Origin of the sequence: Mesorhizobium sp. GbtcB19, from assembly GCF_019091085.1 — a bacterium.
Classification (GTDB): Bacteria; Pseudomonadota; Alphaproteobacteria; order Rhizobiales; family Rhizobiaceae; genus Mesorhizobium.
In genome coordinates this window covers 1-508 of sequence record NZ_JAGXJY010000112.1, presented here as the reverse complement: position 1 = coordinate 508, position 508 = coordinate 1, and the positions used below count along the sequence as shown (strand labels likewise).

At 66.7% G+C, this 508-nt stretch carries 1 protein-coding gene; it reads right to left on the bottom strand.

The window, feature by feature from the left end; genetic code table 11:
• The coding region (locus KVT37_RS31835) for an alpha/beta hydrolase family protein (protein ID WP_368860644.1) at positions 1-477 on the bottom strand (477 nt) is incomplete at its 3' end.
• Positions 478-508 lie beyond the last annotated feature (31 nt).

The following is a 508-nucleotide window of genomic DNA, read 5'->3' as shown; positions in this document are numbered from 1 at the left end:
GATCAGGGCCGGCACGGTGATGGCTTTCAGGGACTGCTCCGTGAACATGACGCCGACGGGCGCCATGGCGACGATCGCGCGGACACGCGGATCGGCGGTCGAGCCGAGCACAAGTGGCGCCTGCATCTGGCGAATGTCGCGGACCATTGCGCAAGAGATCGGGTCTTCCGCGGCGTCCTTCGCGCAATGCGCACCGAACCGGGATAGATCGACCCGCCCTCCAGCCAAGGCAACCACGGTGTAGCCGCCGGCCGAGTGCCCGGCGGCGCCTATCCGCGGGCCTTTGGCATCCGTCGCGATGCGGTCCTTCCATTCGGGATCCGCAAGCAGCGCGTCGATCAGGCGCGAGACCTGGCGGGGCCGTTCCGTGAAATAGGTGCCCAGCGGCTTTTGCCACAACGAACTGTCTTGGTAATTGTCGCCCGGATGACGCAGCGCCGCCACCAAATAACCGTCCCGCGCGGGCGCCACGGCCAAGCTTCTTTGGCCCGATTCCCTACCGCCGGTA